The 25,579-nt window shown below is 44.5% G+C and carries 28 protein-coding genes; 27 read left to right on the top strand and 1 reads right to left on the bottom strand.

Features of this window, described 5'->3' with window-relative positions:
• The first annotated feature begins 16 nt into the window (after nucleotides 1–16).
• From ECHVI_RS09600 to ECHVI_RS09580, 5 genes are all read left to right on the top strand, one after another.
• On the top strand, nucleotides 17–526 hold the full coding sequence (locus ECHVI_RS09600; RefSeq protein WP_015265774.1) for a hypothetical protein: 510 nt from the start codon (nucleotides 17–19) through the stop codon (nucleotides 524–526).
• 92 nt (nucleotides 527–618) lie between these two features.
• Nucleotides 619–1,404, top strand: coding sequence for an RHS repeat-associated core domain-containing protein (locus ECHVI_RS09595; RefSeq protein ID WP_015265773.1), 786 nt, complete (start codon nucleotides 619–621; stop codon nucleotides 1,402–1,404).
• Complete coding sequence (locus ECHVI_RS09590) at nucleotides 1,391–1,816, top strand: hypothetical protein (RefSeq protein ID WP_015265772.1); 426 nt, start codon at nucleotides 1,391–1,393, stop codon at nucleotides 1,814–1,816. The genes ECHVI_RS09595 and ECHVI_RS09590 overlap by 14 nt, the downstream gene beginning before the upstream one ends.
• A 202-nt stretch (nucleotides 1,817–2,018) precedes the next feature.
• Nucleotides 2,019–3,977 (top strand): T9SS type A sorting domain-containing protein, encoded by a 1,959-nt coding sequence (locus ECHVI_RS09585; protein WP_015265771.1) that lies wholly within the window; start codon nucleotides 2,019–2,021, stop codon nucleotides 3,975–3,977.
• Between the two features lie 156 nt (nucleotides 3,978–4,133).
• The gene (locus tag ECHVI_RS09580; protein WP_015265770.1) at nucleotides 4,134–5,000 is read left to right on the top strand and encodes a hypothetical protein; all 867 of its coding nucleotides are present in this window, start codon (nucleotides 4,134–4,136) and stop codon (nucleotides 4,998–5,000) included.
• 55 nt (nucleotides 5,001–5,055) lie between these two features.
• Here ECHVI_RS09580 and ECHVI_RS09575 read toward each other — a convergent pair whose 3' ends face one another.
• Nucleotides 5,056–5,892 (bottom strand): LytR/AlgR family response regulator transcription factor, encoded by an 837-nt coding sequence (locus tag ECHVI_RS09575; RefSeq protein WP_245553467.1) that lies wholly within the window; start codon nucleotides 5,890–5,892, stop codon nucleotides 5,056–5,058.
• A gap of 122 nt (nucleotides 5,893–6,014) precedes the next feature.
• Here ECHVI_RS09575 and ECHVI_RS09570 point away from each other — a divergent pair, with 122 nt between their 5' ends.
• The 22 genes from ECHVI_RS09570 (at nucleotide 6,015) to ECHVI_RS09460 (ending at nucleotide 25,515) form a co-directional block, all read left to right on the top strand.
• Complete coding sequence (locus tag ECHVI_RS09570; RefSeq protein ID WP_015265768.1) at nucleotides 6,015–6,380, top strand: hypothetical protein; 366 nt, start codon at nucleotides 6,015–6,017, stop codon at nucleotides 6,378–6,380.
• Nucleotides 6,381–6,628: 248 nt separating this feature from the next.
• Nucleotides 6,629–7,474, top strand: coding sequence for an RteC domain-containing protein (locus ECHVI_RS09560; RefSeq protein WP_015265767.1), 846 nt, complete (start codon nucleotides 6,629–6,631; stop codon nucleotides 7,472–7,474).
• 83 nt (nucleotides 7,475–7,557) lie between these two features.
• Complete coding sequence (locus ECHVI_RS09555; protein ID WP_015265766.1) at nucleotides 7,558–7,977, top strand: hypothetical protein; 420 nt, start codon at nucleotides 7,558–7,560, stop codon at nucleotides 7,975–7,977.
• Between the two features lie 14 nt (nucleotides 7,978–7,991).
• Complete coding sequence (locus ECHVI_RS09550) at nucleotides 7,992–8,297, top strand: DUF4134 domain-containing protein (protein ID WP_083891968.1); 306 nt, start codon at nucleotides 7,992–7,994, stop codon at nucleotides 8,295–8,297.
• Nucleotides 8,298–8,309: 12 nt separating this feature from the next.
• The gene (locus ECHVI_RS09545) at nucleotides 8,310–8,762 is read left to right on the top strand and encodes a hypothetical protein (protein ID WP_015265764.1); all 453 of its coding nucleotides are present in this window, start codon (nucleotides 8,310–8,312) and stop codon (nucleotides 8,760–8,762) included.
• Complete coding sequence (locus ECHVI_RS09540) at nucleotides 8,759–9,085, top strand: DUF4133 domain-containing protein (protein WP_015265763.1); 327 nt, start codon at nucleotides 8,759–8,761, stop codon at nucleotides 9,083–9,085. Before ECHVI_RS09545 ends, ECHVI_RS09540 begins: the two co-directional genes overlap by 4 nt.
• Nucleotides 9,075–11,540, top strand: coding sequence for a TraG family conjugative transposon ATPase (locus ECHVI_RS09535; protein ID WP_015265762.1), 2,466 nt, complete (start codon nucleotides 9,075–9,077; stop codon nucleotides 11,538–11,540). Before ECHVI_RS09540 ends, ECHVI_RS09535 begins: the two co-directional genes overlap by 11 nt.
• A 3-nt stretch (nucleotides 11,541–11,543) precedes the next feature.
• The gene (locus ECHVI_RS09530; RefSeq protein ID WP_015265761.1) at nucleotides 11,544–12,230 is read left to right on the top strand and encodes a hypothetical protein; all 687 of its coding nucleotides are present in this window, start codon (nucleotides 11,544–11,546) and stop codon (nucleotides 12,228–12,230) included.
• Complete coding sequence (locus ECHVI_RS22960; RefSeq protein WP_015265760.1) at nucleotides 12,220–12,858, top strand: hypothetical protein; 639 nt, start codon at nucleotides 12,220–12,222, stop codon at nucleotides 12,856–12,858. Before ECHVI_RS09530 ends, ECHVI_RS22960 begins: the two co-directional genes overlap by 11 nt.
• The gene (locus ECHVI_RS09520; RefSeq protein ID WP_015265759.1) at nucleotides 12,845–13,483 is read left to right on the top strand and encodes a hypothetical protein; all 639 of its coding nucleotides are present in this window, start codon (nucleotides 12,845–12,847) and stop codon (nucleotides 13,481–13,483) included. The genes ECHVI_RS22960 and ECHVI_RS09520 overlap by 14 nt, the downstream gene beginning before the upstream one ends.
• Nucleotides 13,480–14,457 (top strand): conjugative transposon protein TraJ, encoded by a 978-nt coding sequence (traJ, locus tag ECHVI_RS09515; protein WP_015265758.1) that lies wholly within the window; start codon nucleotides 13,480–13,482, stop codon nucleotides 14,455–14,457. The genes ECHVI_RS09520 and traJ overlap by 4 nt, the downstream gene beginning before the upstream one ends.
• 3 nt (nucleotides 14,458–14,460) lie before the next feature.
• Entirely contained in the window at nucleotides 14,461–15,078 is a 618-nt protein-coding gene (traK, locus tag ECHVI_RS09510) for a conjugative transposon protein TraK (RefSeq protein ID WP_015265757.1), read from the top strand.
• Entirely contained in the window at nucleotides 15,075–15,329 is a 255-nt protein-coding gene (locus ECHVI_RS09505; RefSeq protein ID WP_015265756.1) for a hypothetical protein, read from the top strand. Before traK ends, ECHVI_RS09505 begins: the two co-directional genes overlap by 4 nt.
• Nucleotides 15,319–16,572 carry a conjugative transposon protein TraM gene (gene traM / locus ECHVI_RS09500; RefSeq protein WP_015265755.1) on the top strand — a complete coding sequence of 418 codons (1,254 nt, stop codon included), beginning with the start codon at nucleotides 15,319–15,321 and terminating at the stop codon, nucleotides 16,570–16,572. Before ECHVI_RS09505 ends, traM begins: the two co-directional genes overlap by 11 nt.
• Before the next feature lie 12 nt (nucleotides 16,573–16,584).
• Entirely contained in the window at nucleotides 16,585–17,427 is an 843-nt protein-coding gene (gene traN / locus ECHVI_RS09495) for a conjugative transposon protein TraN (protein ID WP_015265754.1), read from the top strand.
• Nucleotides 17,428–17,429: 2 nt separating this feature from the next.
• Nucleotides 17,430–18,194, top strand: a complete 765-nt coding sequence (locus tag ECHVI_RS09490) for a hypothetical protein (protein WP_015265753.1) — start codon at nucleotides 17,430–17,432, stop codon at nucleotides 18,192–18,194.
• A 348-nt stretch (nucleotides 18,195–18,542) separates the two neighbouring features.
• The gene (locus ECHVI_RS22955) at nucleotides 18,543–19,655 is read left to right on the top strand and encodes a YaaC family protein (RefSeq protein ID WP_015265752.1); all 1,113 of its coding nucleotides are present in this window, start codon (nucleotides 18,543–18,545) and stop codon (nucleotides 19,653–19,655) included.
• A 33-nt stretch (nucleotides 19,656–19,688) separates the two neighbouring features.
• Complete coding sequence (locus tag ECHVI_RS09480) at nucleotides 19,689–21,248, top strand: ATP-dependent nuclease (RefSeq protein ID WP_015265751.1); 1,560 nt, start codon at nucleotides 19,689–19,691, stop codon at nucleotides 21,246–21,248.
• Nucleotides 21,233–22,264, top strand: a complete 1,032-nt coding sequence (locus ECHVI_RS09475; protein ID WP_015265750.1) for a DEAD/DEAH box helicase family protein — start codon at nucleotides 21,233–21,235, stop codon at nucleotides 22,262–22,264. Before ECHVI_RS09480 ends, ECHVI_RS09475 begins: the two co-directional genes overlap by 16 nt.
• Nucleotides 22,265–22,517: 253 nt before the next feature.
• Nucleotides 22,518–22,775, top strand: coding sequence for a hypothetical protein (locus tag ECHVI_RS09470; RefSeq protein ID WP_015265749.1), 258 nt, complete (start codon nucleotides 22,518–22,520; stop codon nucleotides 22,773–22,775).
• Nucleotides 22,776–22,777: 2 nt separating this feature from the next.
• Nucleotides 22,778–23,671, top strand: a complete 894-nt coding sequence (locus tag ECHVI_RS09465; RefSeq protein ID WP_015265748.1) for a hypothetical protein — start codon at nucleotides 22,778–22,780, stop codon at nucleotides 23,669–23,671.
• A gap of 26 nt (nucleotides 23,672–23,697) precedes the next feature.
• Nucleotides 23,698–25,515: a P-loop NTPase fold protein gene (locus tag ECHVI_RS09460; protein ID WP_015265747.1), complete on the top strand. Its 1,818-nt coding sequence runs from the start codon at nucleotides 23,698–23,700 to the stop codon at nucleotides 25,513–25,515.
• Nucleotides 25,516–25,579 lie beyond the last annotated feature (64 nt).

Raw genomic sequence — 25,579 nt, 5'->3', positions numbered from 1 at the left:
ATAAAACACAGTCGCAATGCATTTAAGAGGTAAAATTCTCCTTTTTTCAGGATTCATATTTATTTTAGGTTGTAAAAGTATGTCTTCGAACGAAGACCCGATGATTAGAGAGGCGAAATGGATAACTTATGCCCTAAACCATAACAAGAAAGCTATTGATGGAACAGATAAAGAGCCACCGCCCATTGACTTTATTGAGGCCTCTGCAGTAGAAACCTCTAAAAAAAATCTTTCGGAGGATACCGTAGAAGTACTTTTTTCATTTGCTTATAAGAGAACCTTTAACAAGGCAAATGGCAATTATTATCTAGCAAGGCCATATCATTGTCCAGGTGTTCTTATCATTAATAAAGAAGCTCTCTATCCAATTTGTGATATAGACTTTATGTGGAAGCAAGGCGAGGATTCAGTTCGAAACTTCATTAAACATGAAGAGCAGGAGTTTAAAAAGTACTTGAAGGCCTATGAAGGGGAAATGAATGACTGGCTTAAAGGAGAAGCCAAAAGGCGAGGGGTGATAGAATAACAAGAAACCCTGCCATAATACCGGTTCTCGGTAGTGTACCATCAGGAAGAAATAAGTACTGAGGAGCTAAAGAACAGTAAATCAGTTTTTTAATGTTATTAAAAAATATACGTAAAACAACAGGATATAAGTTTAATGCTAAGGAGTTGGATGAGGAGGCAGGAAGTTACTATTACGGGATGCGCTATTACGACCCCCAAATAAGTATGTGGCTATCGGTCGACAGGCTGGCAGCCAAATATCCCACATGGACACCGTATAATTTTACGATGAACAATCCGGTGAATCTAATTGATCCGAATGGAGATTCGACAGTGTATTTTATTAATTATGATCTTAGTCCAGAAGATGCTAATACAGTAATGAATCATACTCGTGATATCAATGAGAAGAATGGTATTACAGGCTTAGATTACAAAGTGATATCCTCGGATGAGGCGAAAGATTTGAAGCTAATTAAGACTGATGCTGTGATATCTCTAAGAGATAATATGTCAGAATATGGTGATATGGGTAGTACAGATCCATATGTTTTTATGGAAAGTCAGGATTATCAATCCATCAAAGATACTTACGTAAATCAGAATTCAGTAGACCGTAATACCGGTCGGGCTAATAATGAAGAATCTCGTTTGTACGGGTATGGCTATATAGCAGCCCATGAGATACAACATCAATATATTGCTAAAGCCTCAAAGCATTTTTGGGGTAATTACAATGAATTACCAAGGCATGATAATCGCACTATCAATTTGAACCATGAAGGAGGTATGCATGTGCCTAAATACTCAGCCCCTTATCTTAGGGCGGCAGAGCAAATGACGCCTATGCATCAGAATATGATCAAACACTTTCTTAAACAAAATGGAGTTCGATAAAGCTATGAGATATATAATTCTAATTTTTGTATTGGCTTGTGCGGCTTGCAAAGATGCAAAGCAAGGTAAAAGTGTAGAGTTAATCCATATGGATGACAGAGATACTACTTTTTATATGAATAGGGTTTTATTAAAAAACAATTCAAACTCCGATTGGAGATTTACCGTTGGTTTAGATACTATCCTATCGTACGAGAGGCTTATTTTCTTCAAAAATGGTCAGGAGAAAAGTCCAATAACAGATTTTCCTTATAAGGATACTATATCATTACTACCAAAGAATGAGGGAGTTTTTATTTTATATACTACTTATGACTTTTCCAAGTTTGACAGTATAAAGATTAGACTTACTGAAGGGGGAAAAGATTATCTTTTAGCTAAAAAGAGTGATTATTTGCAGAAGAGTAAATAGGTATTTTGTAAAGAAGGTTTATTAGTTAACAACTGTATTATATTCATTAATTTTTCTTGTATAGCCCCTGAGAAGGCGGAGTGTTTTATGAATATCACGAAAGGGACAAGTTCAGCAGCCATTACACTTTCAACTACTTTATTGTGATGCTCCGCAAAAACTTTATAACAACTTATCTAAGTTAAGTTTAAACTTTTTGATTATGTGTAAACGTCTATATGTATCATTTTTTATTATTGTTTTATTTTTAGGAAGTTGGGAGTCAGTAGCTCAAATCCCAGAAGTAGATTGGGTGAAGACTTTCGGAGGATCGGAATATGAAATACTTTGGGAAACCAGAGTTGATCATCAAGGTAATATAATCAATGTTGGACTATTTCATGATACCGTTGATTTTGATCCGGGTCCAGGTTTGGACATTAAGATAGCTCCTGTTGATGTCTCCAATATGTTTGTACAAAAATTAGATCAGGAGGGGAATCTGATTTGGGTTAAAACCTTATCAAGTCCGAAATTGGTAACGAGTTTACTTTTAACGATATTATCTGATAATTCGATGGTAATATCAGGAGTGTTTTCTCATGATTCTCTGGACTTCGATCCAAGTCCCAACAGTAGTTATTATGTAGAAGGCATTCCTTCCTTAAATTCGCCCTATATTTTGAAGTTGGACAGCCATGGAAATTTTGTATGGGCAGGCGTTCATACAGGTCAATCTATTGCAATATCCAGCATGGTTTCAGATTCATTTGATAATATTTACACCGTTGGCTTTTTCAGGCAGCCCTTTGATGCCAATCCTGATCCATCTGTCTATGATACGATAACTCCTCATACCCCCGGAAAATCAGATTTTTATATTCAAAAATTGAATAGTGATGGGCAACAATTGTGGATAAGGAGCATTAAGGGAAGTGAGGACCTGCTCTCGAATGGTATTACCCTAAACCATAATCAAGAACCAGTGGTGGTCGGCTCTTTAAAAGGAACGGCAGACTTTGATCCTGGAACAGGTGTCGCAAATGTTTCTGCAGGCGGGAGTAATTTCTCGGGTTTCGTTTTGCAACTTACTCCAGAAGGAGTTTATAAAAGAGTTACCTTAATCGAGGCAACAAGCAATAGTTTCTGTAAAATAGCGGATGTCAAAACTGATGGTGCCAATAATATTTACTTAGCTGGATCATATAAAGGGAGTAATGTGGATTTTGATCCGGGACCAGCTGTTCAAAGACCTTCTGCAGATCAGGGCTGGTTTATTGAAAAGCTCGATTCCAATGGGGCGTTAGATTGGTCACACGCATATCGATGTGATCTTTCCGGGGAACAATATCGCGCTGTAGATTTAGTTGTGGATGATCAAAGAAATGTCTATGTGGAAGGATATTTTGATGATGGCGACCTCGAACTGGAACCAGGAAAACCTGATGGGATAATTTTGGGTCACAAATCAGCCAGGGACATGTTTTTAGCTAAACACAATTCTACAGGGGAATTGACGTGGGCGCATGGTTTCGGTAGCAACGGCAATGATCGTATTTTGAGCATGGACAGGACAGCTGAAGGATTAATTTACATAAGCGGCTATTATTCCGGAAATATAAATTTTAATCCTTATGACCCTGCTAAGGTAACCCTGAACAGAAGAAGGTACGATTGCTTCATATTAAAGTTCAAATCCTGCCCTATATTACCTGCTCAAATTACTTTGGACACTGCTTCCGCAGTCTTTGCTTGGGATTACAGTGAGGCACTTCCCGGTTCGTATAACTTTAGTTGGTACAATTGCGATGGAGATAGCCTTATCCCTGGTGAAGCAGACACTACATTTTCCCCTACTCAAAACGGGAACTATGCGTTGATTATCGAGGGAGAAGGTTGTATAGATACGTCAGATTGTTTCTCAGTACAAAATGTCAGCGTTCAAGAGAATAACTTTTTACATGGAATAGAGGTATTCCCCAATCCTACTGAAAATATATTATATATTAAGGGCATAAGAGGCAGAACAGTTCATCTCTCTGTCGTGGATATAATGGGACGTAAAATGATGGAAGCTTATGACCAAGACTATCTGGATCTTGGCAAAGTAAAATCCGGTACTTACCTTGTTTTGATAAATATAGATGGGTTGATTACAGTAAAAAAAGTCGTTAGAAATTAAAATATAATTTGACATAACTCATACATAGACTGTTTAATTTAAAAGGGAATATTGACCTCAGAACTGTCATTACGAACCATTGAGGTAAAATCATTATTTTTAGTTTGTTAAAAGAGCACGGAATACATTTTACCTAACCCAAACTACACCACTACAATGAAAAAAATTATAGTCCTCGGAATTTTTCTTTTTCAGGTTCCTTTTTGCTTTGCCCAGGCCTTAAAATTCAAGGAAGCCGTTCAAGTCAAAATAGCTGACAAAGCCAACAGCAAATTTCCGGTATTGTACACCAAGGGAAAGGCCATCAAGAAAACAAATGTTACTTATAATGCGAATGGGGATACCCTATCCTATCAGGTAGAAAAGGTACCTGTGTTTAAGAAGACGGATATCTTGGACAGTACTGTTGCCCAAGACAACGGCATTAAAAATTATTCCCTGGCTGCAGAAATACAGCCGAAGGCGGGTTACCTGATGGTCCATTTCTATCCTATTGAGGAAGGAGAAGATGATGCAGATAAGGTCAACCGTTTCTTTGAAAATAATCAATTTGCCATCCAACTTCCCCCTCGTGAAAATTTGAAATTTTCCTTTTCACGCTTTCATGCCGGGGTACTGACACTCCCTCTAAAAGTGTATTTAGGCTCAAGGGCTCCGGAAAACACCGGTAATGTCAGCACCGACGCGAACGTAGGCCTTTATTTTGGGTGCTTATTCGGCGGCAAGCGATATGTAAAACTCCCTTCGGAAGAAGAATACCGGGTGTATGAATATGGATGGTCCATTAACGGCTTTGCCGGGATAAACAAACTCGATATTACCGAAACAAATACCTTGGACACAACCACTTTCCAGGGGAGCCTGGTTAGTTCATCCTTAGGGGTAAATGTCGGTTGGCATTACAAGACCTTCTCCATTTTCACGGCCATCGGTTTTGATGTTCCCTTGTCCGATAAAGCGGAGGATTGGGTCTTTAAGGGCAAGCCATGGATCGGCTTTGGGGCCGGCTTTGAAATTTTCTAAAACAAAAGAAACAACAATTCCATTTCCCTCACGGATTTGTCCCAAAAAACCACCTTCATCGGTCCATCCATTCCCGGAACCGTTTTGCCCTTTTCTGGCTTACGACAAGGGGATTGTCCATAGGGGTTTGGGTAAACAAGTGGAGCTTCCCGTGCTCGGCCAACTCAAAATGTCGACAGGCCTCATAGCGGACCAGTGTCTGGCGGTTTACCCGGAAAAAAGAGCCGGGATGGAGGATATCTTCCAGTTCCTCTAGGGTTTGCGGGATCAAAAAGCTTTCCCCGTCCAGGGTAATTAAGAAATTGTGGCGGTTGGAACGTTCAATATGATTGATTTGATCTACGGGCAAGGGAATGTTCTTTGTCCCCTTTTGCACCAATATCGTTTGCTTGCCATGGTGGGGAGATTGAAAGGAACGCAACTGCAAAAAGAAATAATGGCACACATAATAGAGGTTGAAAATAAAGATCATCGCCATGATCAGCGGCAGGGCATAGGCCACGTAATAGGTGTCCTCGATAATATCGAGCCCATAGACCCTGAAATATAGGGTGGCCAGCGCAAAGTCAATAATTCCTGGCATCAGCACCCCAAAAAGAAGCTGTAAACCCAGGCGGATCAATGGACGCTCCTGCCAGTCGTAATATTTGTCCAATTGGAGGGTCACCCGGTAAATGCATTCAATAAGCAAAATGGCGATCAATAGGGAAGAGAGAAACTCAATATAAAACTCCGGCATGAAAAAATGGTCCAGGAAATCCTCCATGGTACCGTAAAGGCTGATAAACAGGGCGGCCAACACGGCCACGATCCACCGAAAGTACCTGTCGTTATACACCGGCCTAAACCCCTGAGGTTCCACCGCCCCTAAAAAAGATTGTTTTCCTTCCATATCCATAACTCCCTTTCCAAAAACCCATCATTGGTAAGAATACACCTACAAATATAAAATAAAAGGGTTTCATTCGTTAAACAATTGACTTTAAATCATTTAATAACCAAAATCATTGTTTTATGACCGAGTTGAATCCCGAGGGCATGGCCCAGGTAAAAGACGAATTGTATATGTTAAACGATGCCGAACTTATCGAAGAGGCCCAACAGGTATGTGAAGACCTGAAAGGATGGCTGGCCCAGAAATTTTCCGTTAGTGCCGACCAACAGGAATACCTGGACGGTGTTCCCGACCGGGTGCTGTTTATCTGGGGGGCACAATTGGCCGGCCTGTTGGCGGCCAGGGCACAGTTTGAGTTTATCGGCTCCCCCCGGAGCTTTCGTACCAAGCAGACCGACATTAAATGCGAAGGACGGGTAAGACACATACCCGATGATTCTCCCTTCATGGACATGGCCGCCACCGTGGAATTTATCCAACCTTGAGCACAAAACCCGCTGAATACAATGTCCAGCGGGTATTTTTCTTCTTTTTGGGACCATTCCTATGGTATATCGGGCCGGCTTTTTGGTATTTCGGCATTTCACGGGGCAGATTTCTCTTTCCCTCAACCTGGAAAATATAGTTTTGCCGTACTACCAGAATGTTTCACCGGCTTTGCCCGATAAGGTGAATCCACCGAAAGGCCGCGCGCCTTGTTCTTTTTCGGGAAAGCCCCAACTTACCATATGCCATGAAGAACATTTGCTTTGAACTCTACCAGGAACTCCAATCCCAAATCCAGAACATCCAAGGGCAACAATATGCCGAACTTCAGCAGGCCGAGGCCTGTTTTGTGGCCGTCGGCACCGCCCTGAACCGCCTAAAGGAAAAGTTATGGGATTATGAATTTACGCCCCCAGAGGAGATCTATTTCTTTAAAAAGGCCAAGCCCCGCATTGTGGCCGAGCAGCTTTATTACGGGGAGCTCTATTATATCCATTCCACCCTGCCGGTTGAAAAAAGGGAAGTGCTCGACCATTATCGCAACCAACTGTCCTTTATCCGCAGCTATTTCCAAAGGCACCACTTCCTGTACACTTATTATCGCCTGGACCGCAGCGACCTGGACGAATACCTTTTTAAAAGGAATGCCCCCAAGGCCCCTTTTTTGGCCGAGACCATCGCCATTCAAAAAGACTCCCGGTTCAGCACCCATGGCAGTTACCGCTTTGCGCGTTTCAAGGCCTTTACCCGTCTAAAAGAATACCTATTGGGCAAGATCCACCACCTTCAAAACCCGGCCCCGGCCCCAGAGAAAAAACGCCTGAAATGGACCGCGCCGAAAGTGGCGCTGATCGAGCTGACCTACGCCCTAAAAGCGGCGGGGGTCTTTAACAACGGGCAGGCCACCATCCGGGATATCGCCACGGTCGTGGAACAGATCTTCCAGCAGGACATGTCCCAGTATTACCGCACCTTCCAGGAAATCCGCATCCGCAAATCCGGGCGGACATATTTTCTAAACCGCCTGACCCAGGCCCTGGAAAGGTGGATGGACAACACCGATTTGGACGGGAAGGGGGATAAATGGGATTAAAAACCATCCCCCTTCGGGTGGCAGTGTGAACAATTCCCGGCCATCTCTCCCACTTTTGCCTTCGAACATTTACCCAAAACACTATGATCGAACAGATATCGTGGGAGCAGTTCCTCTTAGGCCTGGGCGCCCTGGTGCTCCTGTATTACGCTTACGTTATGGCACGGTACTACTCCAGGGAAATTTCCCGGGGATTTCAAAAGCGCCCCCATAAACAGGAAAAAAAGCCGAAACGCTCCACGCTCATCCAGTTAAACGAGGAAGAGTTTGACCGCGCCTTTACCGAGCTGCACAAGCTTACTACGGACATTTCAGCCATCGCCTCCCAATGCCAGTCCCCCGAAGAATTGTTGGAGGAATTGCGCCAGCGACTGGCGCATTTTAAGGGGCGGCATGTTCCGGCCTTTCAAAAGACATTGATAAGCCATACGCTCCGCTATGCCCAATTACAAGGCCTTTCCCTTTCCCGGGAAGCCCTCTCCCACACCATTCAACACGCCTAAACCCCATTTCCATGATGACCCATAAGTACCTCAAGTTCCTTTCTGTCCTGGTTTTGTCCCTTTTGGCATTTTCCGTCCTCGCACAAGACGGCAACGCCGGGATCAACGAGGCCACCAACAAGGTGCGCAGCTATTTCCAATCCGGCACCAACCTGATGTATGCCATCGGGGCCATTGTCGGCTTGATCGGGGCGGTCAAGGTTTTTAACAAGTGGAACAACGGCGAACCCGATACCGGGAAAGTGGCCGCGGCCTGGTTTGGCAGCTGCGTGTTCCTGGTGGTGGTCGCTACGGTCCTGCAAAGTTTCTTCGGTGTATAAAACCCTTACGATATGAATGCATTGCAACAAAGAAAAGCCGGCATTTTGCCCGAAATAGACATCGCCGGGGACACCTATACCATAGATGTCCGGCTCGGGGAACTGCGAAACAAGGACCAGCCCTGGAAGCGCCTGGGCTTTGATAAGATGGTCACCAGTGAAAAGGGCGGGCATTACCTGTTCTTTTACCGCACCCGCAAGCAGGAACTCTTTTATGCCAGCCGGGAGATGACCACAGTGCCCCGGGATGTGGTCCTGGTGGAAATCCCCCATGAACTGCACCTAGACCCGGTGGGCATGGCCCGCAAATATGAACTCGCCGACGACTATTTTCAAAAGCGCTACCCTATACAGGCGAAACTTCAGGCGAGCGTGGTGCCCCTAAAGAAAACCGGCCTTTTGGAACACGCTTCCCGAAACCGAAAATCGGTTCCTGCCCACATTAGCAAAGGACAAAAACCATGAAGGCCTACCGGATCAACAAAGGGATCAACAAGCCCCTGGAATTTAAGGGCCTGAAGGCGCAGTACATTGCTTATCTGGCCATCGGCTTGGTGGCGCTTTTGATCCTCTTTGCCGTCGCCTACATGCTGGGGCTATCCAAGTACCTCTGCCTGGCCGGGGCCCTTATATTGGGCGGGGCGCTCTTTTACGGGGTCTTTCATTACTCCCATACCTACGGGCAGCACGGGCTGATGAAAAAGATGGCCTACCGGCAGCTGCCCCAAAGCCTTCGTTGCCGAAGCCGCAAACCGTTCCTTCAACTTCAAAAGCATGATGATCTTTAATACCCCCCATATCGATTTGAAAGACAACTTCCCGTTGTACAAAGTGGAAAAAGACCGCATCCTTTCCCGGGAAGGGGATATCACGGCTGCCTTTGGCTTGCAGCTTCCCGAGATATTTACCCTCTCAGCGGAAGATTATCTTGCCCTGCACCATACCTGGACCAAGGCCATCGGTGTGTTGCCGGTAAATTGTGTCTTCCATAAACAGGACTGGTTTACCCGCGCCAGCCACCAGGCGAACTTTGCCCCCGGGCAGTCCTTTTTATCGCGCAGCAGTGAAGGTTTCTTTCACGAGAGGCCTTACCTGGACCACCGCTGCCACCTCTATATCACGCGCCGTCCCCTGGACAAGCCCCTGGGCAATTCGGCCGTATCGAATTTGCTTCGCACCTCCCTGGTGCCCACAGAAAGCATTTCTGAAAAAGCATGGGAGCACTTTGAGGATGCCCTGGGGCAGTTTTGCCAGATACTGGAAGACGGGGGCACGGAGCTTGTCCCGATATCCGGTGAAGAGATTTGCGGTAGCGCCCACCGGTCGGGCGTATTGGAAAACTACCTTTTCTTAAAAGACGCGGCCCGGCCCGAATTAATGGACATTCGCTTTAAACCGGAATGGAAGATCGGGGACAAATATGTCCTGATGTATTCCATGGCCGATGTGGAAGACCTTCCCGGGAGCGTGTCGCCCGATGCCCGCCTGGAAAGGTATGCCACCGACAAGAGTGATTTTCGCAGCGGGTTTGCCGCCCCCATCGGGGCGATGCTCCCCTGCAACCATATCTACAACCAATACCTCTTTATCGAAGACCATCAAAAAACCCTGAAAAGACTGGAATCCAAACGGCTCCGCCTGGAAAGCCTGGCGGCCTATTCCCGGGAGAACGCCCTGTCCAAAGAGGCGACCTCCGCCTTTTTGAACGAGGCGATTTCCGAAGGGCGTAAAGCCGTCAAGGCCCATTTTAACCTGATGTTGTGGACCGAGCAAAAGGAAGGGCTCACCGAGCTGCGCAACAAGGCCTCGGCCGCTTTGGCCAAAATGGATGTTACCCCAAGACAGGAAACCGTTGGCGCCCCGCAGCTGTTCTGGGCGGGACTGCCGGGAAACCAGGGGGCTTTTCCCTCCAACGAGGCCTTTGATACCTTCATCGGCCCGGCCTCCTGCTTTCTGAACCTGGAAACCAATTACCGCTCGTCCATTAGTCCGGTTGGCATACGGTTGGGCGACCGCATTACCGGGCACCCGGTGCACGTGGACATCTCGGACGAACCCTTAAGAAAAGGGTACATCACCAACCGCAACAAATTTATCCTGGGCCCCTCCGGGAGCGGCAAATCCTTTTTCACCAATCACATGGTGCGCCATTATTACGAGCAGGGCACCCATGTGGTGCTGGTGGATGTCGGCCATTCCTACCGGGGACTGTGTGACTTGGTGGAGGGCTATTACTTTACTTATGAGGAAAACAACCCCATCCGCTTCAACCCCTTTGTAACGGCAGACGGCAACCCTCCCGACACTGAAAAAAAGGAAAGCCTGAAAACCTTGCTGTTGGCCCTGTGGAAGAAGGACGATGAGCCTTTTAAACGCTCCGAATACGTCGCTCTTTCCAACGCCCTGACCGGCTATTATGAATATTTACAGCAGTCCCCAGGCGAAGTACCCGGCTTTAATTCCTTTTACGAATACCTGGAAGTAGAATTCCGGGAGGTGTTACAACGCGATGGCGTGAAGGACAAGGATTTCGATATCGAGAATTTCATGTATGTGCTTAGGCCCTATTACCAGGGCGGGGAATTCGATTACCTGCTCAATGCCACCGAGAACCTGGACCTGCTGCACCAACGGTTCATCGTTTTCGAACTGGACAATATCAAAGACCATCCCATCCTCTTTCCGGTGGTGACCATCATCATTATGGAGATATTTATCGCCAAGATGCGCAAGCTCAAAGGAGTGCGCAAGATGATCTTGATTGAAGAGGCCTGGAAGGCCATTGCCAAGGAAGGCATGGCCGAGTACATTAAATTTTTGTTCAAGACCGTGCGCAAGTTCTTCGGCGAGGCCATTGTCGTGACCCAGGAAGTAGAGGACATTATTTCCTCCCCGGTGGTCAAGGAAGCCATCATCAACAATTCGGACTGTAAGATCCTTTTGGACCAATCCAAGTACCAGAACAAGTTCGAACGCATCCAGGAGCTTTTGGGACTGACCGAAAAAGAAAAGGCCCAGGCCCTGAGCATCAACAAGGCCAATGAACCGGGAAGGCTCTACAAGGAGGTATTTATCTCCCTGGGTGGGCAATATTCCAGGGTTTACCGCACCGAGGTCAGCAAAGCGGAATACCTGGCCTATACCACCGAGGAAAGTGAACGGATGCAGATCGATACCCTCACCCGAAAGTACGGCGGCGACCGCAAAAAAGCCATTGCCGTCTTGTCCCGCGAAAAACCATGACCCATGAAAACAAAGAAGTATATCACGACGTTGACCCTGGCTTTGACCTTGGGCCTGGCCACACTGCCCCAACAAAAGGCGGAAGCTGTTCCCTTGTCGGTGATCATCAAAGTGATCAAGGAAGCGATAAAAAAGGTGATCAAGGCCATAGACCTGAAAGTCCAGCGCCTGCAAAACCAGACCCTCTGGCTGCAACACGCCCAGAAGGTATTGGAGAACACCCTGTCCAAGCTCAAGCTGGAAGAGATCTCAAACTGGAACGACAAACAGCGCGAGCAGTACCAAAACCTATTTGATGAACTCTGGCAGGTCAAAAATGCCCTTAGCCAGTATAAGCGCGTCAAGGAAATCGCCGAAAAGCAAGCCCGGCTGGTGGAAGAATACCACCGCGTATGGCCGGTGCTTTCTTCCCATACGGCATTCACCCCGAAGGAGAAGCAGGCCATGGCCGCCACCTATGGGGAAATATTGGAAGAAAGCCTGGAGAATCTCGATTACCTTTTGGATGTCATGACGGCCTTTTCAATGCAGATGAACGATGCGGAAAGGCTGCGCATCATCCACGATACCGACCGGCGGGTGACCCGCAACCTAAACGACCTTCGGCGTTTCAACCGCCACAACCTCTCCATTGCCGAAAACCGCAAGCGGTGGGACCGCCAACCTCTAAAACAATGGTATGAAAAATAAAATACTGACCCTGTCCCTGTTCTTTGGGCTCCTTTCGTCTTCCTTGCAAGCGCAGACCTGGAATGAGTGGTTCCGGCAGAAGCAAACCCAAAAAGAATACCTCATTCTCCAAATCCTTATCCTTCAGGACTACATCCGTCTGGGCAAGGAAGGCTATCGCATTGCCCGGGAAGGATGGAACACGGTGGAGCGCATCACCAACGGGGAGTTTAACCTGCACCGGGATTTCCTGTCCCGCCTGGACGGCATTTCTCCCCCGGTGTCCCATTACCACGGCCTGGCCTCGGTCCTGGAATACCAGCAGCATATCCTTGGGGAGGTAAAGCGCGGGAGGGACCTGCTGAGCAAAATGTCCCTAAAAGCTGCCCAGAGAAGGGCCATGGCAAGTTATTACCGGGAGGTACTGCGCCAGTCCCTGCACATTCTCGGGCAGGCGGAACATCTTTCAAAGGCCTTTTACTACAAGATGGAGGATGCCCGGCGGATACAGGCCATCGATCAAATGGAAAAGGACATGCGGGACTTGTACAAACAGGTCAAAGACCAAACCTCCCGCCTAAAATACGCCCTTCAATCCCGCCGGAAACAATCATTGGAACCGATAAAATCATACTATGATATCCATTAAACGTCTATTGCTCCTTATCGCACTTGGAGTTGCCCTGACCCTTCCACGTACCGGGAGAGGGCAGGCCCACGAGGCCACCCAGCTTATGCTGAACTTCGAGAAGCTCCTGCAATTCAAGAACATCCTTAAGGACATGTACAAGGGGTACCGTATCCTCTCTACCGGTTACAACACCGTCAAGGGGATCGCCGAAGGAAACTTTAAGCTTCACGAAGCCTTCCTGGACGGGCTATGGCTTGCCAGTCCAGAGGTACGGAAATATTACCGCGTGGCCGATATTGTCCGCTATCAGCAGTTTATCCTTCGGGAATACCGCAATACCTATTCATACCTGGCCGCCACAGGCCGGTTTTCCCCGGAAGAACTCGTGTACCTTTTAGGGGTATATGAAAGGCTTTTTAAGCAAAGCCTCCAAAACCTGGACGAGCTTACCCTGGTCCTCACCTCGGGAAAGTTGAGGATGTCGGATTATGAGCGCATCGAAGCCATTGACCGGGTATACGAAAACATGAAGGACGTACTGGGTATCCTCCGCGATATCAACCATCAGGTGGGAAGCCTGGCCAAACAGCGTCAGCAATGGGAGAACCAGGCCCGACAACTCAAAGAAATCTATACGCCATGAAAAAAACAATCCTTTTACTCCCTGTACTGCTCATGCTCCCGGCCATTACCCAGGCGCAGGACATAGAGAACATGCGCCAGGTGCTCGATGGAATGTATGATGAGATGGTGCCCCTGGCCTCGCGCCTGATCACCGTAGCCCGCGCCCTGGCCGGTTTTGCCGCCATGTGGTACATCGCCGCCCGGATATGGGGGCACATCGCCCGGGCCGAGCCCATCGATGTCTATCCCTTATTGCGCCCTTTTGCCATAGGCCTGGCCATTATGCTCTTCCCGATGGTCCTGAGCCTGATCAATGGGCTGATGGACCCGCTGGTGCAGGCCACCGGGGAGATGACCGGCAATACCTACCGGGCCATGGAGAAACATATCGACCGCACCAATGCCCATGACTTGAACATCCGCCCGCCGGGCGAAAACAGCGGGGAGGAATACACCTATCCGGAATCAGGGGAAGAGGTCTCCGCCATGGAGCGGCTGGCGACCTCGGTATTTACCCTGAACCTGGGGAATATCGTCCATCAGGTCGTTGCCTGGCTTTTGCAGATCCTTTTCTTTGCCGCCGCCCTCTGCATCAATACCCTGCGCACTTTCCAGTTGATCGTCCTGTCGATCCTCGGGCCCATCGTATTTGGCCTTTCCGTATTTGACGGCTTTCAACATACCCTGAAGGCATGGTTTGCCCGCTACATCAACGTCTCGCTATGGTTGCCCGTGGCCAACATCTTTGGGGCGATCATCGCCCGAATACAGCTGAATATGATGCAGATGGACCAGGATTTTATGTCGTCCATCGGTTACCTGGTCTTTATGGTCATTGCCATAATGGGCTATTTTACCGTGCCCAATGTCGCTTCCTTTATCGTCCAACCGGGGGGAAGGGATGCCCTTTTGGGAAAATCCAATACCATAGGAAAACAAGGTGCACAGACCACGGCGAAAGTCGCGGCCACCGTTGCCAAAACCACCCTTTGATATATGTTTAAAAACCTACAGAATATAGACTCCGCCTTTAAGCACATCCGCTTGTTGGCCCTGGGCATTATGGCCGGCTCTTTACTGGTAACGGGCTTTGTCAGCTACCAGGCCTTTGAGCTGGTACGGTCCGCCCGGGAAAGGATTTACATCCTGGCCGAAGGCAAGGCCCTGAAAGCATTTTCCGCCCAGCGCAAGGACAACATCCCCGTGGAAGCCAAAGACCATATTAAAATGTTCCACCACTACTTTTTTACCCTCTCCCCGGATGACCGCCATATCAAGGAGCAGGTAGGAAAAAGCCTCTACATGGCCGATGCTTCTGCCAAAGCGGCGTACGATAATTTGCGGGAAAGTGGCTACTACACCCGTATGGTGTCCGCCAATATCAACCAGACCCTGCACATGGACAGCGTGGCCATAGATACCGGTTTCCACCCGTATGGCTTTACCTATTACGGGACCCAGCGGATCATTCGCCCCACCTCGATAGTGACCCGCCGTTTGGTCACTCGCGGGCAATTGCGGCATGTGGACCGCAGCGACCGCAATCCCCACGGTTTTCTGATCGAAAAATGGGAGACGCTGCGCAACGAGAACATTAAAGTGGAAAAACGATGAACAGGATAAAGATAACAGCAAGGTATATCGCCATGCGAACAGCACGGTACCTGAACCGGTATCCCCGGTCCCGGTTAAAGCTCTTATGGGTAGTGTTTTGCCTATTGGGCACGGCCATCCCGGTCGCTTTATTGCACCGGGCATGGAAAACGCCCCGCCCTGCCAAGGACTTTCCCGTGAAAGCCTACCCGGTGCTTATCGACAGTTTAGCCAAGTATAACCCCAAAATCCATATCGATCATGAACAATGAAAAATTCAAAAGACAGCGCCGTTTTATGCTGGTGCTGCCCTTGTTGACCCTGCCTTTTGTCACCCTGGCCTTTTGGGCATTGGGCGGCGGCCAGCCCGACCGGCCGACCCCATCGGACAACACCCCGGGGCTGAACATGACCCTTCCCGAAGCGAAGATCAATGAAGATACGGCCCTGGGCGACAAAATGAGCATATACCAAAAGGCCGATCAAAAAGCAGCCTTGCGCAAAGAGCAAATGCGCATGGACCCTTTTGCCGGAGAATTAAAGCAGCCCCAAAAGGAAAAGCCACAAGAACTGCTTCCCAAAGAAGGTCCTCCCATACAAAGCCAGTCTTCGCTAAAGGCCATGGAAACCCAAGTGGAGCAAAAATTGGCATCCCTGCAAAAAACCGTGGACCGGCCGGCCCCGCCAGTACAAAGGTCATCGGCCATCCCGGTGACCCCACCAGAGCGGCCTTCCCCGAGCGGGACGGACCTAAAGCATTTGGAAGAAATGATGCAGGCCATGTCCAGTCCGTCAAGCCCGGACCCGGAGTTGCAGCAAATTGATGGCATGCTGGAGAAGATCCTTGATGTACAACACCCCGAACGGGTCCGCCAAAAGCTGGAAGCCTATCGCGACTGGAAGCAAGGGAAAACCTTTGCCGTTAACCGAACGGAAAATAGTACCCGGGAAACCAAAATCATCCATTCGGAAAGAAAAAGTACTTCTTTGGAAAACAACCGCTTCTATGGGCTCGATGAAACGGCGACCGCGACGGTCGAAACCGTGAAGCCTGCCATCCCCGCCATGGTCCATGAAGACCAGGAACTGGTCTCGGGAGCAAGCCTGAAAATGGAACTCACCGAACGGGTCTTTATAAACGGCATGGCCATCCCCAAAGGGGCATTGGTATTTGGTACCTGCCAGTTGAATGGGGAGCGCCTAAAAGTAAAGATAGAGGCCATTCGAAAAGGGCAAACCATTCTTCCGGTGAAACTGGAAGTATATGACCTGGATGCCCTGCCGGGGATACGCGTACCGGGGGCCATTGCCCGCAAGTCCGCCAAGGAGGGGGCCGGGGATGCCCTGCAAGGGATGCAGACCATGGGCTACGATCCTTCCTGGCAATCGCAGGCGGCCACCGCAGGAATGGAAACCGTCAAGGGGCTGTTCTCCAAAAAGGCCAAACTGATCAAAGTCAAGGTCAAAGCCGGGCACCCCCTCCTTTTGGTCGATCAAAATACTTCTCAACCCTAAAAATCCATTGTTATGAAAAAACTGTATGTATCCCTGGTATTCTCATGTCTTGTCGGCCTGGCCTTTGGGCAGGTTCGTCCCGAGGCGGTGCTCACCCCTTACCCCGTTGAAGTAGGATGGGACCAGACCACGGTACTGATCTTCCCGGCAAAGATAAAAAGTGCCGACCGTGGCAACGGGAATGTCCTTGCCCAAAAAGATGCCTATGCCGCCAATGTGTTGAAACTTAAGGCCGGGAAAAGGGGATTCTCCGAAAGCAACCTGCATGTCGTCACCGAGGATGGGAAGATCTATCCTTTTACCGTGCACTACAACCCCAAACCGGACAAGCTCACCATTGACATCGGAAAACAACAGCAGATGGAAGCAGCGGTGGCCGTGCTTGAAAACACGGACATCGGCCGGGAACAGCTCGACAGGTTGAGCGGGAAGGTATTTCAGGAAAAAGGCTTTCTGTACCGCTCGGATAAAAACGGCAAAGTAAAGCTCCGTCTCAAGGGGATTTACTCCCATAGGGAGGTCTTGTTTTTCCTGTTTGAATTGAAAAACCGCAGCCGCATAGCCTGTCCCATACAGCAATGGCGTTTTGTGATCCAGGACCGAAAGCAGGTCAAGCGGACAGCGGAGCGCCAGGTGAACCTTACGCCATTGCATATGCAATATGAAAAACCCAAAGGAATAGAGGGAAAAGGCGAAAATCGCCTGGTGGTCGCTTTTTCCCAATTTACCATTGCCGATGCCAAGAAAATGGTGATCCGCCTCTTTGAAGAAAACGGGGACCGCAACCCCGTCCTTTCGGTAAAAGGTAAGCACCTGTTAAAGGCCCGGCCCATTATTAACCCTCAAAATCAATAGTTATGGAAAAAAAGGATATCGATGCCTTAAAAGACCGGATCAAGTATGCCGGTTTTGGCGAAGAACTCGGAAAAGAACTGGAAACTAAAATCAAGGAAGGAAAAGAAGCCTTTCAACTGCAACATTCGGCTTCCATCGGGGAAAAGAAAATGAACTACAACCTGAACTTCCGCAAATCGGAAAAGAACGGGCAGTATTATTTCAATTCCTTTGATGCCGAGCTTACCAAGCCCGACGGGAAAACCCAGTCCCAGACCTTCTATCAAAACCAGAACATCTCGGCCAAGGAAGCCTTTAACCTGTTGGAGTGGCGCTCGGTGTATAAGACCCTGTTCAACAAGGACGGGGAACGTTACAATGCCTGGCTGCAACTGGATTTGGCCGGGAAGAACGACAAGGGGCTGCATCCCATGCAACAGTACCATGACAAGTACGGCTTTGAGCTGGAAAAGGCCTTAGGGAAACTCCCCATCGTGGAAATGGAAGGCATGGACCCAAAAGACCGCCTGCTGTATTCCTTGAAAAAAGGGAACCTCCACCAGGTCAGTATCGCGGGCAAAGAAGGGAAGTTCCTGGTGGCCGCCAACCCCAAGTATAAGACCGTCAGCCTGTATGAACCCAACGGCAAACGGATCAACCTGAAAGACCTCCGGGAAGAACTGGAAAAGGGCCAAAAGCAGGATAAAGGCAAAAAAAAGAGCATGGAAAGCAAAAAGGCCCAAGGTTCCAAAAAAAAGACGGGCCAGAAAAAGGGGATCAAAGTCTAAGGATTGATCCCGATGCCAATCCCTTGCTTTCCGGTACTCCTAAAGAAGAGGATTTTGCCGAGGCCCTGTTTGAAGGGGTGCGTCGGAGAATGGGGAAAAGATCCTCATCGAAAATGAAGATCAGTATGTAACCACTTTATCATTCCCTATCAAGGTTTAGAGCATATTAAAGCGTATGTTATAGAAATTATAATATCGAATTAAGGTGCCTTTTCTGCAATATTAACAAAGCACCCAGGGATAACAGTATCACAATATGCTGTTATCCCTTTTATTTTGATATATAATTTGCATTTTTGTTTTATCACAACCAGTTGTGTGACATTATAAGCAAAACCGAAGTAGAAAATGACACCAATAGAAGATGAACTTGGAGAACAAGTTAGAAGAGATTTTAAAGCAGTAAAATATTTTCCATTTGGTAATGAACCTGGTGCACCATTTATTTTAACTTCTGACCCGTTTAGTTATTTGCAGGCCTGGTTAGATAATAAAATTAATAGGATAAAACGAGACAGAAAGAAGCAAAGAAGTTTGTTAATTAAAGCTAAGTATTTTGCTGAACTAGCAGAAGGTTTTCACAACTCATCAAAGGAAGCAAAAATGCCTTCAAAAGGTACATTAATCTATTATACGTTCATAAATCTTGTAAAAACATTTCTTCTCGCGAGAAATTATGATCTTGAAACTACGATGGAACATCACGGCTTGTCATTACCCTCCAATAAAAAGACACAACTGAAATTGACACCTATCGGGAATGATGGCATCTCAATCTTCCACGAATTTGCCAAAACAATAGGCGTTGAAATAAATAATGGAGATGGTCTGGAAATAAAATTCGATGAGATTTTACGAGAGCTTCCTGAAGTTCATGAAATTGGATATGCATTAAATTTATTTCCAAACACTAAAAGAAAACACCTACCAATTGACATAGTAATTAGAACCAACAAGAACAGAAACCGAATATATTACACTTTAGCCTATGAGAAGAAGTTTGATAAAATAATGAAAACCGATAAACTTCTGAAAGGCGTATTTAAGGATAAGATTTACCCCATTGACTGTAAATCAGATAGTAGTAAAAAATATTTCCGATCAAACCTCATTTTTAACTATACGTGCAATTCTAGTAATAGCCACAAGAGAGCTTATAAACGGATATGTGATGATTTCAAGCAGCTTAGTATTAATCAAATGATTACAAGGAATGGCTACAGAAATTATTTGAATTTAGAACCCAGCCGAATGCATAGGTTATCTGCAACTTTAGCATTTGGCTACTACATTGGAACTGTAGCCAGATATAGACCAACCTTGAACAAGGAAATACTAAAAGGAAGATACCAGGCGGTAATCCAAGAAGCTGTCAGTTCTTGTCCCAATCAATTTTTTTATCTTTTAATTAGTCACATTACAAATCAAATATGTGCTATTCCTATGGCTAAGATTGAATAAAAAAGGTCATACAATGAAAAAAATCCTGTATCTATGAAACTAATTGAGAAAATCAAAATAAAGAATTTTGGAAGGTTTAAAGACTTGTCAGTTTCTTTTTCCCCTGACATGAACCTTCTAATTGGTGATAATGAAGCAGGAAAAAGCACCATTTTGACAGCAATAGACATCGTCCTTAGTGGAAGTCGAAGCAAGATTGAAACCATTGGATTAGATAGCCTATTTAATACTAAAATTGTTGATGAATTTCTGAAATCAGACAAAAAATATGAAAACCTGCCAGTTTTGTATATTGAGTTGTACCTGAACAATCAAGAGAATAAAGATTTAGATGGGAGAAATAATTCATTAAATGAACCATCTCATGGATTATATATGATATGTGAACCAAGGGATGATTTAAGTAAAGAAATTGCAGATATACTGGAGCAAGAAGAAGATAACTTCCCATTTGAATATTACTCAATAAATTTTAAAACTTTCTCAGGTGATAGCTATACTGGATATAGAAAATTCATGAATCATCTTTTACTTGACAGTTCTCAGATTAACAATGAATATGCGACTAAATTTTATATTAAAACTTTATACCATTCAAACATAAACGAGTCAGAAAAGAATAAAAATCAGAATGAATATCGGAAGCATAAGGAAAAATTCAGAGAAGAAATTCTGTCTGATTTAAATGCCAGAATTGAAGATTATTCCTTTGCAATTCGTACAAATTCTAAGTCAAATTTAGAAACCGACCTTACAATTAAAGAAGAAGATATAGAAATTGAAAATAAAGGTAAAGGGCGACAATGCTTCATAAAAACTGATTTTGCACTGCGAAAAAACGAGAATGAGCTAGACTTAATTCTGTTAGAGGAACCAGAGAACCATTTAAGTCATGTTAACATGAAAAAATTGATTCAACGGATAAAAAAGTCTGAAAACAAACAACTTTTTGTTGCAACCCATAGCAACCTTATAAGTACAAGGTTAGATTTAAGAAAATCCATTTTGCTAAATAGTAATTCAAATAAACCTGTTTTATTAAATGATTTAAAGGAAGGTACTGCTAAGTTTTTTATGAAGGCTCCTGATAACAATATTTTGGAGTTCATTATGTCAGACAAAGTGATTCTTGTAGAGGGTGATGCAGAATATATTTTGATGCAGTGTTTTTATGAGAAAGTAACAAATGAAAAGCCAGAAGATTCCAACATACATATTCTGTCTGTCGGAGGGACAAGCTTTAAACGCTATTTGGATATCGCAAAACTTCTGCAAATAAAGACATGTGTAATTAGGGATAATGACGGGGACTATGATAAAAAAATTGTAGAATCATTTTCGGATTATACCGACGATTTAATTGGAATATTTTCGGAACTTGATAATTCAATCAGTACCTTCGAAATAGCGATGTATAAAACAAACACGGACATATGTGAAGAACTGTTTGAACCAGGAAGACGGTCACTATCGGTACAAGATTACATGCTTGCAAATAAAGCAGATTGTGCATTTATGCTTTTAGAAGATAAAAGTGATAAAATTAAGGTTCCTGACTATATCAAAACGGCAATAGAATGGATAAAAGGTTAATCTTAGCTGTTGCAGGTTCAGGTAAAACAACATTCATAGTTGATGAGTTATCTCTTGAGAAAAGAGCCTTAATTATTACCTATACAAATAATAATACAAGGAATTTAAAAGGAAGCATAATTGAGAAATTTGGTTTCTTTCCTGAAAACATTGAGTTGTTTTCATTTTATAATTTTCTTTATTCTTTTTGTTTTCGCCCATTTCTTGCATATAAGTTGAAATCGAAAGGAATTATATGGGATATTCCTCCCCAATGGACAAATAGAATTTCAAGAAATGACCTGAAATACTATTTAACAGAAGACAAAAGATTATATCATAACCGAATTTCAAAACTTTTGGAACAAACGGATATTATTGGTGATATTAAAAAAAGAATTGAAAAATATTATGATGAATTATTTATTGATGAAGTACAAGATTTGGCAGGGCATGATTTTAATTTACTAATGCACATTATTGCATCCAATTTAAAAATGACATTCGTAGGGGATTTCTATCAACATACTTTTGATACAAGCCGCGATGGAAATGTTAATGCCAATATACATTCAGATTACAATAAATATCTTAAATTATTTGAATCTAAAGGAGTCTCCATAGATAAAGAATACCTTAATAAAAGTTATCGTTGTCGTCCTTCAATTTGTAAATTTATAACAGATTCGATTGAAATAAAAATTGATTCACATCATGAGGAGGATTGTAATGTTATCTTGATTGACACAAAAGAACTTGCAGACGAAGTTTTTAAGAGTCCAGAAATAATAAAACTCTTTTATAGAGAGAATTATAAATATGATTGCTTTTCAAGAAACTGGGGAGATTGCAAAGGTGAGAATTGTTATGAAGATGTTTGTGTTGTCCTTAATAAAACAACTACTACGCATTACAAGAAAGGTACTTTAAATCAATTAAAACCTGTGTCAAAGAATAAGTTTTATGTTGCTTGCTCCAGACCGAAAAGGAATTTATATTTATTACCAGAGGAGATGATTAGAGAATATAAACAATAAAGCAAGGGATGGGCTAGCCCCTTGGAAAGGACAGAGGTGGGATAACATTCCCTAACACTCCCCATTTTTTAGACTTCTGAATTCAGATTTAGTTCTTATTTTCCCTCAAATCAAATAGTCAGCTAAACAGTCAAGTCCTAATTCTCAATATAAATCGTAACATTGGTTCTCCCTCCTTATAAAATACCCTAAAAAAGGTATTTTATTCACCCTTAATTACTTTTAATTTACACAAACATTAAACTCGAATGATATGGCAGCCGATATTAAAAATACCGTCGTCACCATTATTGGGGCTATTGCTGGAATAGACGTCGTTTTAATCCAAATGGATTATACTCTTTCAGGACCACCCCTGAAGATTCAGGGAGCGGCGATGACCTACCTGGCCATGGCCTTGCGGGGAGTGATCAAATCCTATAACAGTAAACAGACCATTACTAAACCCGAATTGACCAAGTCGGGTCTCACGGTGCATCAACTTGTCGAACTGGTAAAATCAAAAATTTAGAAATGAAAAGACTTTATCTATTTTTTTGCCTCTTGCCCTTTACGGTAATGGGACAACAAGAGGATAAAACAGATCCTATCGAGTGGCTGCAAAAAGCTAATATTGGACTTCGTAAGACCTACTCCGGATCATCGAAAGAAGAGCAAAAGCCTGCAAGCGTATTTTTTAACAGGGACACCAAGAACAACGTCAATTTCCTAACTGTAGATATGGGGCTTAAAATATCTGAATGGGACGTGTTTAAAAATGCCTCTTTCAATGATAAAACATCTCTACTTTTTTATCCAAAAGTAGAATATCATAAAAACACGAGTGAAGAAGACGAAAAAGATGCCCTCTCTGCCGGGGTTAACATGGAGTTTTTTCCAGTCCCATATAAAACGCCTGTGACAGAAGGATGGAACCTTGCCCCTTGGTTCCAGGGATCAGTGGACTACAAAAGGGATAAAGTCAACGACCTGAATACTATGAACTATCAGCTTTATTTTAGTCTTTTCAGTGCCCGTCCATTTTTGCCAGGGGGAAATGCGAGGGCTAACAATGGTAGCCTGATATTTCGGTACTTTGTTTATTCGGGATATGAACGGTATGCGGACACGAAGGGCTCCCTGGGAGAATCCTCCTATTGGTCTAACCGCCTGTTTATGGAGTTGTGGCCAATACCTGCGTTGAGCAAAGAATATCTTCAACTCACTTTTGAATATAATTATCGCCTCTCTCTACAGGACGACCTGTACCAACTGGGAAGTGTGGACTGGATGTCGATGGGGATAAACGTCTATCCCACGGGAAAAAGTAACCTTGGAATTGGACTGGAATATTCTCAGGGGAATGATCCGACCAACTCTTTTACAGATACCGGGAGATTATTGATAGGGTTGAATATTAAAATTTAAAGAAAATCCGCATACCTGCATACACTATGGATAATCAATTAGAAATTGCCAACGTAAGTAATGTCGTCGTAGAATATTTAAAAGAACGACCAGTCGGTGCAATTTTGATCAATGGCAAATGGGGAAGTGGAAAAACCCATTTTTGGAAAAATCACCTCGAGGATTTGGTGAAGGAAAATAAATTGATCCCAGTATATGTTTCCCTGAACGGAATTAACTCTATTAAAGATATGGAGCAACAAACAATCGTTGCATTTTTGGCTCGTGTACGAGGGAAACAGGCGAAATTCTGGAATAATGTGATCGGAACAGCCCTCACAGGATTAAATATCACAACACAAAAAGCAATTGACAGTGGTCTTGGAGATATTATCAGAGGAATGGGATTATCAAAAATTCCAATGGAAAAGTATGTGGTCTGTTTTGATGATCTTGAAAGGTGTAAGCTACCCATTGCCGAATCCCTGGGCTTTATTAATCGCTTTTTGGAACACCAATTTCTAAAAACCATTATAATGGCCGATGAATCGGAAATACCTGAAAAAGAGGTGGAGGAATACAACAAGAAGAAAGAAAAAGTAATTTCCAGGGTGTTGGGATTTGAAGTGGATATACCTGAAATAATTACTATCCTTTCTCAAACTAGAAAAGGCCACTCCCCATTTGAAAAACTACTTAAGGAACATAAAAACTTTATCACGGATTTTTTGCAGGAATACCAGGTGAAAAACTTAAGGGTATTGATGTTCTGGACCTATATTCTCGATAGAATAGCCCCGGAAGTACTTTCCATACAGGAAAAAGACTACCAACAGGAAATCTTGCTGTTTACCGCTTTAATTGTATTTGAGTTTAAAAACGGTGGGTTAAAGGACTTTAAAGAAACAAGGGACCTGGATAAAATAAGCTTTGAATATGGCTTTCGAAAACAGGCCTATGATAATAGTAATGGAGAGGAACAGGAGAAAAAAGACTATAGTTTTGAATTTTACGAAAAATATATTCATCAAAATGCCAGGTGGTATCACTTCTATCCCTCTATTTTTAAGTTTATCCTGACGGGGTACTTTGATAAAGAAGACCTTATAAAAGAAATTAAAGAAAGAATTCCCCCGAAAAAGAAGCCCCATGAAATAGGGTTTGAAAAGTTACTGCGTTTTCAATTCAGGGATATGGATGACAAGGAATTTCAAAAATGGGTGAATGTAGTCTGGGAAAATGCTGTAAAAGGAAAATACACGATTTATCAATATCCCCAAATCACGCTGTTTTTCCATTTCTTTAGTGACAATGGCCTGATCGGCCATTCTGAAGAGGAGATAAAAACAGGTCTAAATAAAGGGTTGGAATTGGCAGCTGATCATTCCAAAATTAATGACCACTTATTGGAAAACCTTTTACACTTTACCAATGAGGATGAGCGGGTAGAGGAAATGAAAAAGGAAGTAGAAAAAATGCACAATAAGATTTTTGGAAATGAAATGGTAGAGAAATCAAAAACCTGGGAAAATAAACTTTTAAAAATGGATGAAAACGAGCTAAATACTTATTTTGAGAAATATCGATTCGACCCTCTTATTTTTCGCTTCACCAACCCCACAGAATTTGGAGAAGCTATACTCAAAGCACCGGGGAGCACCACAAGGGTCTTGCGTCAGCTTATAAAAAAAAGATATTCACCGGGTGCCATAAAAGACTTCTTGTCGGAAGAGCACTCATTTTTGACCGAGTTGAAGGATTTTCTAAAAGTTTCATTGGACAAAGAGATCAAACCATTGAGAAAATTTAATCTGATTGAATTGATAGAAGAGTTGGACCACAGCATAGCAAAATTGGAAAATTAAGGGGGCAGCCCCTACGGGCCAGGCTATCCGCTATATCCCCGGCCCTCCGGGGGATGCCGCTGCT

Source organism: Echinicola vietnamensis DSM 17526 (assembly GCF_000325705.1).
Classification (GTDB): domain Bacteria; phylum Bacteroidota; class Bacteroidia; order Cytophagales; family Cyclobacteriaceae; genus Echinicola; species Echinicola vietnamensis.
This window is presented reverse-complemented; position numbering and strand designations above follow the sequence as displayed.

Excerpts from the sequence above, each read along its gene's own strand:
- ECHVI_RS09595 (WP_015265773.1), top strand. The coding sequence starts at position 619 with ATGTTATTAAAAAATATACGTAAAACAACAGGATATAAGTTTAATGCT.
- ECHVI_RS09550 (WP_083891968.1), top strand. The coding sequence starts at position 7,992 with ATGACCCATAAGTACCTCAAGTTCCTTTCTGTCCTGGTTTTGTCCCTT.
- ECHVI_RS09480 (WP_015265751.1), top strand. The coding sequence starts at position 19,689 with ATGAAACTAATTGAGAAAATCAAAATAAAGAATTTTGGAAGGTTTAAA.
- ECHVI_RS22955 (WP_015265752.1), top strand. The coding sequence starts at position 18,543 with ATGACACCAATAGAAGATGAACTTGGAGAACAAGTTAGAAGAGATTTT.
- traK (WP_015265757.1), top strand. The coding sequence starts at position 14,461 with ATGTTTAAAAACCTACAGAATATAGACTCCGCCTTTAAGCACATCCGC.
- ECHVI_RS09505 (WP_015265756.1), top strand. The coding sequence starts at position 15,075 with ATGAACAGGATAAAGATAACAGCAAGGTATATCGCCATGCGAACAGCA.
- ECHVI_RS09585 (WP_015265771.1), top strand. The coding sequence starts at position 2,019 with ATGTGTAAACGTCTATATGTATCATTTTTTATTATTGTTTTATTTTTA.
- ECHVI_RS09535 (WP_015265762.1), top strand. The coding sequence starts at position 9,075 with ATGATCTTTAATACCCCCCATATCGATTTGAAAGACAACTTCCCGTTG.
- traM (WP_015265755.1), top strand. The coding sequence starts at position 15,319 with ATGAACAATGAAAAATTCAAAAGACAGCGCCGTTTTATGCTGGTGCTG.
- ECHVI_RS09600 (WP_015265774.1), top strand. The coding sequence starts at position 17 with ATGCATTTAAGAGGTAAAATTCTCCTTTTTTCAGGATTCATATTTATT.
- ECHVI_RS09475 (WP_015265750.1), top strand. The coding sequence starts at position 21,233 with ATGGATAAAAGGTTAATCTTAGCTGTTGCAGGTTCAGGTAAAACAACA.
- ECHVI_RS09460 (WP_015265747.1), top strand. The coding sequence starts at position 23,698 with ATGGATAATCAATTAGAAATTGCCAACGTAAGTAATGTCGTCGTAGAA.
- ECHVI_RS09490 (WP_015265753.1), top strand. The coding sequence starts at position 17,430 with ATGGAAAAAAAGGATATCGATGCCTTAAAAGACCGGATCAAGTATGCC.
- ECHVI_RS09570 (WP_015265768.1), top strand. The coding sequence starts at position 6,015 with ATGACCGAGTTGAATCCCGAGGGCATGGCCCAGGTAAAAGACGAATTG.
- ECHVI_RS09590 (WP_015265772.1), top strand. The coding sequence starts at position 1,391 with ATGGAGTTCGATAAAGCTATGAGATATATAATTCTAATTTTTGTATTG.
- ECHVI_RS09575 (WP_245553467.1), bottom strand. The coding sequence starts at position 5,892 with ATGGAAGGAAAACAATCTTTTTTAGGGGCGGTGGAACCTCAGGGGTTT.
- ECHVI_RS09555 (WP_015265766.1), top strand. The coding sequence starts at position 7,558 with ATGATCGAACAGATATCGTGGGAGCAGTTCCTCTTAGGCCTGGGCGCC.
- ECHVI_RS09470 (WP_015265749.1), top strand. The coding sequence starts at position 22,518 with ATGGCAGCCGATATTAAAAATACCGTCGTCACCATTATTGGGGCTATT.
- traJ (WP_015265758.1), top strand. The coding sequence starts at position 13,480 with ATGAAAAAAACAATCCTTTTACTCCCTGTACTGCTCATGCTCCCGGCC.
- ECHVI_RS09540 (WP_015265763.1), top strand. The coding sequence starts at position 8,759 with ATGAAGGCCTACCGGATCAACAAAGGGATCAACAAGCCCCTGGAATTT.
- ECHVI_RS09520 (WP_015265759.1), top strand. The coding sequence starts at position 12,845 with ATGATATCCATTAAACGTCTATTGCTCCTTATCGCACTTGGAGTTGCC.
- ECHVI_RS22960 (WP_015265760.1), top strand. The coding sequence starts at position 12,220 with ATGAAAAATAAAATACTGACCCTGTCCCTGTTCTTTGGGCTCCTTTCG.
- ECHVI_RS09530 (WP_015265761.1), top strand. The coding sequence starts at position 11,544 with ATGAAAACAAAGAAGTATATCACGACGTTGACCCTGGCTTTGACCTTG.
- traN (WP_015265754.1), top strand. The coding sequence starts at position 16,585 with ATGAAAAAACTGTATGTATCCCTGGTATTCTCATGTCTTGTCGGCCTG.
- ECHVI_RS09560 (WP_015265767.1), top strand. The coding sequence starts at position 6,629 with ATGAAGAACATTTGCTTTGAACTCTACCAGGAACTCCAATCCCAAATC.
- ECHVI_RS09580 (WP_015265770.1), top strand. The coding sequence starts at position 4,134 with ATGAAAAAAATTATAGTCCTCGGAATTTTTCTTTTTCAGGTTCCTTTT.
- ECHVI_RS09545 (WP_015265764.1), top strand. The coding sequence starts at position 8,310 with ATGAATGCATTGCAACAAAGAAAAGCCGGCATTTTGCCCGAAATAGAC.
- ECHVI_RS09465 (WP_015265748.1), top strand. The coding sequence starts at position 22,778 with ATGAAAAGACTTTATCTATTTTTTTGCCTCTTGCCCTTTACGGTAATG.